This is a genomic window from Cupriavidus sp. 8B, from assembly GCF_054589115.1.
On sequence record NZ_BAAILO010000555.1, the window covers coordinates 154,528 to 164,427 of the forward strand.

At 56.9% G+C, this 9,900-nt stretch carries 11 protein-coding genes and 1 pseudogene; 3 read left to right on the forward strand and 9 right to left on the reverse strand.

What is annotated here, in order from left to right:
• Positions 1 to 122: 122 nt before the first annotated feature.
• Complete coding sequence (locus ACYP5B_RS48605) at positions 123 to 1,364, forward strand: aromatic ring-hydroxylating oxygenase subunit alpha (RefSeq protein ID WP_459574604.1); 1,242 nt, start codon at positions 123 to 125, stop codon at positions 1,362 to 1,364.
• 498 nt (positions 1,365 to 1,862) lie between these two features.
• Here the strand turns inward: ACYP5B_RS48605 and ACYP5B_RS48610 are convergent, their stop codons facing one another.
• The 5 genes from ACYP5B_RS48610 to ACYP5B_RS48630 all read right to left on the reverse strand — a co-directional run bounded on the left by ACYP5B_RS48610 (position 1,863) and on the right by ACYP5B_RS48630 (position 4,846).
• Entirely contained in the window at positions 1,863 to 2,009 is a 147-nt protein-coding gene (locus ACYP5B_RS48610) for a hypothetical protein (protein ID WP_459574605.1), read from the reverse strand.
• The gene (locus ACYP5B_RS48615; protein ID WP_459574606.1) at positions 1,966 to 2,130 is read right to left on the reverse strand and encodes a hypothetical protein; all 165 of its coding nucleotides are present in this window, start codon (positions 2,128 to 2,130) and stop codon (positions 1,966 to 1,968) included. Before ACYP5B_RS48615 ends, ACYP5B_RS48610 begins: the two co-directional genes overlap by 44 nt.
• 123 nt (positions 2,131 to 2,253) lie before the next feature.
• Positions 2,254 to 3,087, reverse strand: a complete 834-nt coding sequence (locus ACYP5B_RS48620) for a quaternary amine ABC transporter ATP-binding protein (RefSeq protein WP_459574608.1) — start codon at positions 3,085 to 3,087, stop codon at positions 2,254 to 2,256.
• A gap of 19 nt (positions 3,088 to 3,106) precedes the next feature.
• Positions 3,107 to 3,991, reverse strand: coding sequence for an ABC transporter permease (locus ACYP5B_RS48625; protein ID WP_459574610.1), 885 nt, complete (start codon positions 3,989 to 3,991; stop codon positions 3,107 to 3,109).
• Between the two features lie 342 nt (positions 3,992 to 4,333).
• Positions 4,334 to 4,846, reverse strand: a complete 513-nt coding sequence (locus tag ACYP5B_RS48630; protein ID WP_459375133.1) for a MarR family winged helix-turn-helix transcriptional regulator — start codon at positions 4,844 to 4,846, stop codon at positions 4,334 to 4,336.
• Between the two features lie 268 nt (positions 4,847 to 5,114).
• Between ACYP5B_RS48630 and ACYP5B_RS48635 the strand changes: the two are divergent.
• Positions 5,115 to 5,317, forward strand: a pseudogene (locus tag ACYP5B_RS48635) (S-(hydroxymethyl)glutathione dehydrogenase); the annotation flags it as partial.
• Here the strand turns inward: ACYP5B_RS48635 and ACYP5B_RS48640 are convergent.
• Together ACYP5B_RS48640 and ACYP5B_RS48645 are read right to left on the reverse strand one after the other, a co-directional pair.
• The gene (locus tag ACYP5B_RS48640; protein WP_459574612.1) at positions 5,307 to 5,792 is read right to left on the reverse strand and encodes a hypothetical protein; all 486 of its coding nucleotides are present in this window, start codon (positions 5,790 to 5,792) and stop codon (positions 5,307 to 5,309) included. The pseudogene ACYP5B_RS48635 and the gene ACYP5B_RS48640 sit on opposite strands and share 11 nt — an antisense overlap.
• 1,230 nt (positions 5,793 to 7,022) lie before the next feature.
• On the reverse strand, positions 7,023 to 7,202 hold the full coding sequence (locus tag ACYP5B_RS48645; protein WP_459375132.1) for a hypothetical protein: 180 nt from the start codon (positions 7,200 to 7,202) through the stop codon (positions 7,023 to 7,025).
• A 343-nt stretch (positions 7,203 to 7,545) separates the two neighbouring features.
• On the opposite strand from ACYP5B_RS48645, the gene ACYP5B_RS48650 reads away from it, so the two are divergent.
• Positions 7,546 to 8,049, forward strand: coding sequence for a YbaK/EbsC family protein (locus tag ACYP5B_RS48650; RefSeq protein WP_459574614.1), 504 nt, complete (start codon positions 7,546 to 7,548; stop codon positions 8,047 to 8,049).
• A 272-nt stretch (positions 8,050 to 8,321) separates the two neighbouring features.
• Here the strand turns inward: ACYP5B_RS48650 and ACYP5B_RS48655 are convergent, their stop codons facing one another.
• Positions 8,322 to 9,314, reverse strand: a complete 993-nt coding sequence (locus tag ACYP5B_RS48655) for a Bug family tripartite tricarboxylate transporter substrate binding protein (protein ID WP_459574616.1) — start codon at positions 9,312 to 9,314, stop codon at positions 8,322 to 8,324.
• A 118-nt stretch (positions 9,315 to 9,432) separates the two neighbouring features.
• Positions 9,433 to 9,900, reverse strand: a 468-nt coding sequence (locus ACYP5B_RS48660) for a citrate/2-methylcitrate synthase (protein ID WP_459574618.1), incomplete at its 5' end; no start/stop codon positions are given.

Genomic DNA, 9,900 nt, shown 5'->3' on the forward strand with positions numbered 1-9,900 from the left:
CGTAGACCCTCATGAATTGACTGAATCAATCGTGGATCCCGCGATTAATGTGCCACCAGAGGTCGAGCGAGAGCGGAACTAGCACTCTCCCTCGTCCAAGTCGGACCCCACTGGAGACCATAATGTCTGGAGTTATTACCCTGCACCGCGACGCCTTAGGCGCAGAGGTCAGGGAACTATTGGATACCTATCGCCCCGGCGTCGGGCTTCAACAAGGCTTCTATACGAGTGCGTCGATCTTCGAGGCTGAGATGGAAGCCATCTGGTATAAGACCTGGCTTTTCGCCGGAATGACTTGCGACTTGCCCGAGGCGGGTAGCTGGTTCACCGTGAATATTGGCCGTGCTTCCGTGGTCGTCGTTCGAAGCAACGACGGCGAGATCAACGCATTTCACAACACCTGCCGTCATCGCGGCTCGAAAATCTGCCTAACAGAACACGGCAAGTCTCGAAATCTGGTCTGTCCATACCATCATTGGACGTATAACACCAAGGGCACACTGATCCATGCGCGCGACATGGGCGATTCCTTCGACAAGGAAGCCCATTCCCTGCGGCCGATCAAGGTGGGCGAAGTAGCTGGCTATATCTTCATTTGCCTATCCGAGGACGGGCCGGACTTCACGGAATTCCAGCAAACCATGTCGCCCTACCTCCTGCCGCATGGTTTGCAGGACGCGAAGGTCGCCTACGAGTCCACGCTCATCGAACAAGCCAACTGGAAGCTTGTCATCGAGAACAACCGTGAGTGTTACCACTGCAAGTCCGGTCACCCGGAACTCATGCGGACCATCGCAGACGTAGAAGCGACGGACGATCCTCGTTGTTCGCCTGAGTTTGTCCAGAAGGCACAAGACGACAAAACGCGTTGGGACACACAAAGCCTGCCTTACGCTCATCAAACCAAGCCGAAGGAGGGTTGGCAGATTATCCGCGTGCCAATGACCCACGGGCTTTCTTTCACCATGACCGGAGAGCCTGCCTCCCGTCGCCTCATGGGTTCATTGCCAGACTTCGACGTCGGCTCGGTCCGTCTCCTGCGCTTCCCAAGCACCTGGAATCATGCGCTTAGCGATCACGCTATTTCATTCCGTGTCACGCCAATCGACGCCCAAACCACTGCAGTCACAACAAAATGGCTCGTCCACAAGGATGCAGAGGAAGGGGTAGATTACGACCTCGACGCTCTGACAACGGTATGGAAGGCGACAAACGACCAGGACAGGACGCTAGCCGAAAACAACCAACGTGGCATTAACTCGCCGGCATACCAGCCAGGCCCGCTGTCGCCGTCCATGGAGTATGGCGTCGTGGCCTTCCTAGACTGGTATATCGATTCAATGCGATCCCATTTCGGCAAGTAACGTTTGACAAGAACAATGGCAGGTGCCGCATCGCAATGCGGCCCTGCCAGAATATGTAAGCGGACAGTGATTCTCGGCGTCTTCGCACCCATGTAGCATGGGTCGGAAGCATCGCATCCGAACGCCCGCGCGGTGAACTCCCACTCTTGACCCTTTGTACTCATCAGCAGGCCCCTTGAGCTGAAGGCCAAATATCCATCGCTGACCGGTGAAATCGCTCGCCCCTCAACCTGCTTGCGAGGGCGTCTCCTCGCAGCGCATCGCCCATACGGGATGCTTACTCCCGCGCACTTACGAAAAATGTAAGTACCTCGCGCCGACCGTGGGTTCCCAAGGCACGCCATCACGCACTAATCGCGTCCTGCAACACCTGACGTTCTGCATCGGTTAGTGCTAGACGCCCGACCTGGCCGCTTGCTGACTCCGCTGATGCTCGATTTGCTCACACGCCCAATTGACTTCAGTGAATTGACCATGAGCATGGTCACAGTCATTGGGTCAACTCCCCGGAACCGGTGTGATAAAGGACGCCATCTTGCTGACACTTTCGACATCCACATCCCCGGCTATCATTCCATCCGGCAGACAATTTATGCCGACGTCAATGACGACTAACCCGGTCTTGACCATCGTACCGACAATCATCCCCGGCGCCCCCCGCGGCCACGATGAGGATATCGGCCAGAATGGTGACTTGGCCGAGGCATCGTGTTCTGGCATGACACACCGTCACTGTCGCCTTATCCCGCCTCAGCATGAGCGCCATGGGCTTTTCGGAATGAGAATATCGCGAGCTGTTATGCTTTCAGATTCGCACCCCTTTTTAGAAACAAACGCCCGCTTGACCGGCGGGCGTTTATACCTACGTTGAAATGCAGGTGACTTTAATTCAGGGAACTCCAACGGCACGATGTTCCACAAATTTCCTCACATAGTCATTGGCCGGCGATTCGATAATCTCTTGAGGCCTACCTTCCTGCATCACCATACCGTCCTTCATGATGACAATGCGGGTACCTATCTTCAACGCCTCATCAAGATCATGAGTAATGAAAACAATCGTCTTCTTCATTTCCCGTTGGATTTGCAAAAGGAGATCCTGCATTTCACAGCGAATCAAGGGATCCAGCGCGCTGAACGCTTCATCGAGGAGAACGATGTCGGTTTCCGCGACAAGTGCCCGAGCTAGCCCAACGCGTTGGCGCATACCACCGGAAAGTTCGTCGGGATACTTTTCCCCGAAACCTTTCAGGCCCATCTTTCCACTGACCCACGCGGACGCCTTCTCGCGGCTGGTCTTTGGATCGTCGCCGCGCAATAGAAGTCCAAAGGCGATATTCTCGCACACCGTCTTGTGCGGAAGAAGAGCAAAGCTCTGAAATACCATGCTGATCTGCCGTCGCCTGACTTCACGAAGCTCATTGTCGCGCAGCTTTACGATATCCTGATTGTTAATCAAAATCTCGCCTGCTGTTGGCTCGATCAGCCTGTTGAAATGTCGGACCAACGTGGATTTGCCGGAGCCTGACAGCCCCATGATGACAAAGATCTCACCCTTTTCAACCCGAAGAGAAACATCGTTGACGCCTAAAGTACAACCGGTCCGCGACAGAATCTCGCCTTTCGCATGTCCGCTTCGTGCAAGCTGAAGTGCTTCGTCAATGGACTTCTTGTTCGGACCGAATATCTTGTAGACGTTCTTCACATGTAGTGCAGCAGCCATCTCCTGTCTCCCTCCCCTATCACGCGAGCGCAACGCGCTTGCTTCTTTTTGCCATCACAGCTCGATGACGCCGCCCTTTGCCAAATGCCTGGCTGATTCGGTCGATGACGATTGCAAGAATGACGATGGCCATCCCCGCCTGAAGGCCCCTTCCGATGTCCAGATTGTTGATGCCTGCCAACACGTCTTCGCCGAGCCCGCGAGCGCCGATCATCGATGCGATGACAATCATGCCGAGCGCCATCATCACGGATTGATTGATACCAGCCATGATGCTTGGCCGGGCAAGCGGCAACTGAACCTTCAGAAGAAGTTGCGTCTGCGTGCAACCGAAAGACTTTCCCGCTTCAACGATATCCTCGGGAACCTGCCTGATACCCAGGTCGGTAAGGCGAACGAGAGGCGGCAAAGCGTAAATGACTGTAGCGATGATTGCCGGCACCTTGCCAAGTCCAAACAGCATCAGGACGGGAATCATATAAACGAAGGTCGGCAAGGTTTGCATCATGTCCAATACCGGACTGACTCCGCTCCTTAGCCAGGCGCTTCGCGACATCAGTATCCCCATCGGCAATCCCAGAACGACGGCCAGGGTAGTCGACACCAACATGATTGCGAGCGTTTGTAGCAGCTTGTCCCAGAGGCCGAAGCTGCCGATGAGATAAAGCAGTGCGACCAGGATAGCTGACGTCGTCAACTTCTTCGATCCCACCCACGCGAGCCAGCCGACGATCCCAAGAATCACAATCGCCGGGGTGCCTTTCAGGCCCGTTTCGATCGGCACCAGCACCCATCTCAGAACGAAAGCGCTGAAGCCCTGAAAATAATCTCCGTATCTTTGCACCAGATCGTTGAAGAAAACGTTTATCGCGTTTTCAATCGACAGATGAAGAAAGATGTCCATGTCAATTCCAACCACTGCCATATAGTTTCACAAGTGCACACAGGTCCGGTCAGCTATACCCGTAATTGCGCGCCGCCACGGATTGCATCAGGGCAAGGGCCTTGGTCCGGTGAACTTGTCGGGCCGGCATTCCCTGATTACGATGCAGAATCAGCATAGTCATGATCAGGAGAGTTGACTAAATCAATCGTTGGCCAGAAGCAGAAAACCTTTCGCACAGACGGCCTCCACAGACGATTTACTTCACGCTCTCACATGGGAACGACAAAAGGGCACCGAAGTGCCCTGATTTTCCAATGGAATTTCAAGAGGGAGATGCCTTGACCTTACATCATTGATTAATCAATGATTTTTCCCGAACGAATTCGCAGCAGCCCTTAATTTGTTGATTATCTTGTCCAACTGCTGGATTTCCTCTACCGTCAGGGCGTCGACCAAAGCAAGGTTCATCTCGCGATAACGAATAAGGATTTTGTCGTACAGTTCGCGCCCCTTATCCGTGAACACGATTTTTGCAAAACGAGCATTGTCGGGATTGGAGAGCCGCTTCAACAAACCTTCCCTGACCATCGTGCCCACCGTCCTGGATGCTTGCGCCTTGTCCAATTCTGCATGCTCCGCAATATCGGACAGTGTTGCCCCCTCCATGTCGTGCACGGTGGCAATGAGACGCCAGCGCCTCCGGTTAATCCCAAATTCGTTGTTCAGCATGCGCTCGTGATGGTCCCCGAACTCCCGATACACCAGATACAGGCGGTAATCGAGCATGTCCTTCAGATTTCGGGGGTCCAGCGATGGCGTGCGTGGAGAATCGTCCACTTTGGGAGTGACAACACTGGGGTCAAAAGGGCGCATGACGGGGTTCCTTCTTCCTTACCGGAGCCATCAGCAAGCCCTACGCTGGCCCCTAAATGTCCCCGGCGCATAGTTTGCGCACTAGGCCCAGCCATTGCTAGTCGGGAAGACCCGGCCCTCGCCCCCGCTAGGGTGGATTGCCTCGGGCGTTTGGGTCACCTGACGACGATTGATTATCTCAAGTTTGGCTCCGGCTGCTATGCTTGCAGACGCCCAAGAAATACCGGTCCCGCTACGAGAGGCGTTGTCGGATCCATAGGGCAAAGCTCACACCCCGGAATGCCGCCAGTGCAAGTTCTGCCTGTCGCGCAAGACCGACCTGTGCCCGGCGATTCGCGCCACGCAGGGCACGGGGCCGATGCCGGACGGCACCCCGCGCTTCTAGCTCGAAAAGCCGATCTCTACTACATGGGCACATCGACCTTTGACAACCACATCGTGGTGCCTGAGAGCGCGCTGGCTAAGATGCGTTGACACGCGACCTCACGATGCGGTTGGTGGGCTGCATACGCGAACAATGGTCTCGACCAAGGCCTGCAGTTCCTCGCCTCGCGCCGACGGGCGCGACATTGCACAGTTCAAGCGCCCCAGCCCCGCCTAATGATGCAAATACCAGCCAGGTCACGCCTTTTGGATACGGATGGTGCTCGGCCACCTCAGGAAAGACTTCGAGGAACCGAGCAAAGAACGCCTCGTCCTCATTCGCCCGCGTGGCCCCGATACGACTGAAGATCGATGGTGTCGTTTTGCATCCAAAGAAAAGGCTCCACGCTGTCAGGTAGTTTTCGGCCCCGAAAATCTGGTTCCATGCCTGCATAACGAACGTCTTGACCCACTCCAGCAACTGCAATGTCCGGGTCTGGCCATATACGGCCCTAGTCGCGGCGCGTGTCGAGGGGAACTGCCATCCAGACAGCCAGCTATTGAGGCTGAACTTAAAGATCATGGCACCTGGCATTACGCAAGCTAACAAACGTATTGGAGCCATCCTCTCTCACGTAAGTACTCGCTTTATATTTCTTCCGGCGTACTACGAGGTTTGACATGACGAATGATTCTAGTCCATGACATGCTCGCGAACGTATACTCTCTTGTCACTCGTCGGCCGCGCACGAAGCCGCCCGACGATAGGGCCGCCCTCCCCGCCTGGGAGGCTTCGGTGGTGACCGCTCCATTGGTCGGCTAGATACGGCAGCGATGGGGGGATACTGGTCTCTGTGGGGGAAGAGTTGAGACGACTAGCACGCGGGCGAAGATAGCGCGTGACTCGAATGACTGTCGGAGCTATCCGAGCTGGATAGCAGAAGGCTCCCTGCTCTATGAGTGCCAGGGGGCCTGCGGCATTCCCTAGCATATCTAAAGCGAGGATATGCTTACTAAAGAATAGTGTGGAGATCCTCGATTGAGGATAGAAGGTTATTCCAGCTTCTACACAAAGGTATGCATCTTCATCCGGAATAACCAGATGCATACTCCACATTTGTGAGGATGAAGAACGAGAGTATCAATACGTGTAGATGTGGACCGCTTCGCGGTCGGGCAGCCAGGGCGGACAGGTATGAAGGCGAACCTTTTCTCGTTCCCGGTAGCGATTGCTCCCGAAGCTGCACGGCCCCCTGCTCGGGTAAGGACATCCACAGAAATCCAGTGGCTGCCCCGGCCTGATTGGGTCGCTTGATGTCTGAGTTGCTACGGCGTGCTCAGCCCAGCGTTTTCACCCCTGGTTTCTGCCGGCGAAAAGCCGGTTCAGCGAGCAACGGTCAGGCTTGTTTCACAACTCCGCGGCGGTCGCCAACGGGGGGGTGAAATTGCGAGGATTTCGCCTGGTACTGCTCCGTAGTCTTCGGGTGAGAGATTCCACCGAAATTCAGCGTCTGCTGCCTTGGGGGCCATTGGGACGGTCGATGCCGCTACGGCTTCCTCCGGCCAGTTCCTTCATTCCTGGTTGCCGCCGGCAAAAGGCCTGTTCGAAGGGAGGCGATGTCGGCATAGTTTCGCGTGGCACCCGACCATACCCAGATCGTCTTGTCTACCCGCGCTCACCCGCCGCCCTACGTCCGTTACTGGTCACCGAGACCACGCCGTCGTCGAAAGGCCCGCACGGCCTCAGTCCTCAACGCTCGCTTGGCCGCCATGTTGTTGATCCTCGAGCGAACATCCTCGGCAGCAAGTATTGCTAACAGATGAGGATCGCTGCGCCGCGCAGAGCGATGACCTCGGCATCGGGCCATCCCTTGGCAAAGGTGCGCATAGCCATCAAGTGGTAGCGCGACTGCCTGCTCATCTGAGGCATCGGGTAGTGAGGATCCGAGAGGTCCGACTCAGTATCGAGAAGCACCGCATCTTCGGAATTCATCGTTAGATATCCGTATTGCTTCGTTCCTTGGCGGCAGGATCATACATATAGCGTCCTCACTTGTCATGACACGATATGTCGATCCGATGACGGTCCCCTCCCTTTCCAGCGCGTCCTCCCCTGAATTGAAGCACAAGTTGTGATGCGGAGAGAACCTCCCCGGCTAGCTTAGTACATCTGCAGTCGATGGCGCATCCGGGCGGCAAGGCGCGAGTACCCTTCCTCGTTCTGAGACCCTAGCTGCAATCCAAAAGGCTTCGATCCCAGTCTTCGACAACTAAGCGAAGAAGCGCGCCGCCACCGTCCGGGGTGGCGGCGTCTCTGTTCAAACCTCCAAAGTCCAATGTTTGCCAAGAAAGATATCCTGCAACTCCTGTCCGAGAAAGGGCTCCCGTTCGGCTACGAAGAGCATGAGCAGGTGCTTAATATGGCGGAGTCGAGCGAGCTGACGCTCTCGCTAGACGGCGCCCGCTGCAAGAACCTGCTGCTGCAAGACAGGCTAGGCCAGTGTTATTTAGTGGTGACTACGGCGGACAAATCGCTGGACTTGGCTGCCCTAGCGAAAACTATCGGTAGCAAGCGCCTTTCGTTCGTACCTTCTGACCGTATGTACGAGCTCCTCGGAGTCCGGCCGGGTTCTCTTAGCCCCTTGGCGCTGGTCAATGATCTTCACGCGCGTACCAAACTGGTGTTTGACATCGACTTGGCGTCTGAGACGACGTTTCTGTTCCACCCGCTCGACAGTTCTGCCACAGTCGCGCTTTCCCAGCCTGAACTCATCACCTTCTTGACAAGCATCGGCCATTGCAGCACGTGGGCACATATCTCGGCTCGGGAGACTGTATAGTCTGCTGCGGCCCCCGAGGCCAATGTCCCCGCCCTGCGACGCACTCTAGGTCAACCAGTCCTAAGCGGCCCCAGCAGCCTCATAACATGCGACTAAGCCTGGGACCGACTGCCTCAAAGCTGTTGCTCAGATAGAAATCGAGAGTGCGCTTCCATTTGGGCTGAGTCGGTGCGACCTTCGGTCCGCAGTCAGGGCAGTTGGCCGCCATCGCGCTAACGGACGTCCTGGTTCAAGCAGCCTCCCTATTGCCCCGCCACGTCACCGTCTTCGCTTCATTCCGGCTTGACATTGGCGGCCTTCGCCACCTGTGTCCACGTAACAGTGTCTTGCTTGATTAGCTTTGCAAATTCCGCGGATGGGATGCCACCGGGCTGCGCCCCCATGCTCGCCAGTCGCTCCTTGATGTCGGCGCTCTGCACGCCCTTCTGCACTTCGCTTTGGAGCTTCTTCACCAGCTCTGGCGGCGTCCCCTTCGGCGCAGCCAGGCCAAACCAATTTGTCACCTTGTAGTCCTTCAGTCCGGCTTCTTCGAAAGTGGGAACATCCGGAAGCGTAGGGACACGGCTACCACCGGTGACGGCCAGCGCGCGCGCTTTGCCTCCCTTGACCTGCGGGATTGCTGTCGGGGTAGCGGTAATCAGCAAGTCGACATTTCCGGCAATCAAACCCATCAGCGCTTCACCGGCGCCCTTGTATGGAATATGCGTCAGAGCGGCGCCGGAGTTCTTCTCGAAGACTTCCGCGGCCAGATGCGTGGAGCTGCCCGCGCCGCCAGACCCGAAGTTAAGCTTGCCGGGGTTCTGTTTGGCGAATGTAATCAGTTGCTGCAAGTTCTTGAACTGCGACCCGGCGGGAACGATGAGGATCACCGGCGTTTGGGCGATGGTGGTGACCGGCACGAGGTCATGCTCGTGGTCCCAAGGCAGCGTCTTGAAGAGCGACGGCAGCATCGTGTACGTCGTGTCGTTGGCCAGCAAGGTGTATCCGTCCGGTGCGGCTCGCGCGACCTGCATCGTGCCAATCGTACCGCTGGCACCCGGCTTGTTCTCGACGAAGAACGATTTGCCTGTGCTCTCCGTCAGCTTTTGCGCTACCTGCCTTGCGACAAAGTCGGTCGTACCGCCGGCCGAATATGGCACGATGACACGCACGGGCTTGGTAGGCCATGTTTGCGCATGGCTGGGAAGGCTCGCACTAACCAGTGCAACAGTTGCAATCAGTCGGGTCAACATACTAGTCTCCTTGGTATTGGCTCGTCCATGCATGAGTGCTTGCGGCGTTTTCTCGGGCGAGCGAAGTCCTAGCGGGAGGATGGATACCTCCCGCGCTTTCTCGATAAATGCGAAAGCGTTGTCTCGCCAGTGGCGAGACGTAGTCAATGCTTCAACGCTTCTGCACGTCCGGCACGTCGCGCTGCGGCGTGCCGTCATAGGTCCAAAGGAACTGGCGCGGGATGGGCCCCTTGTTGCGGCCGCCCTGATTGGTCTGCTCCCACGCATGTGCCAGGATGCCGACCGAGCGCGACAGGCAGAACAGCCCCCGCGCCAGCGGTGCCGGGAAGCCGAGCTCGGCATAGATGACGGCGGTGGCGCCATCGATATTCATTGGGATCGGCTTGCTGCGGCCCGCCGACAGTGCGTCCTCGATGGCCAGCGCGATCGCCGCGTAGCGCCCGTTCACTACGCCATCGGCCGCGGCCTGCTCCACCAATGCGAGCAGGCGCGGAGCGCGCGGATCGACCGGATGGAAGCGGTGGCCGAAGCCCGATACGAACTTGCCGTGCAGGTCGCGATAGTGCTGCAGCGCGGCGGCGACGGCATCGTCCAGGGCGCTGCCCGCGTCGACGCGGGC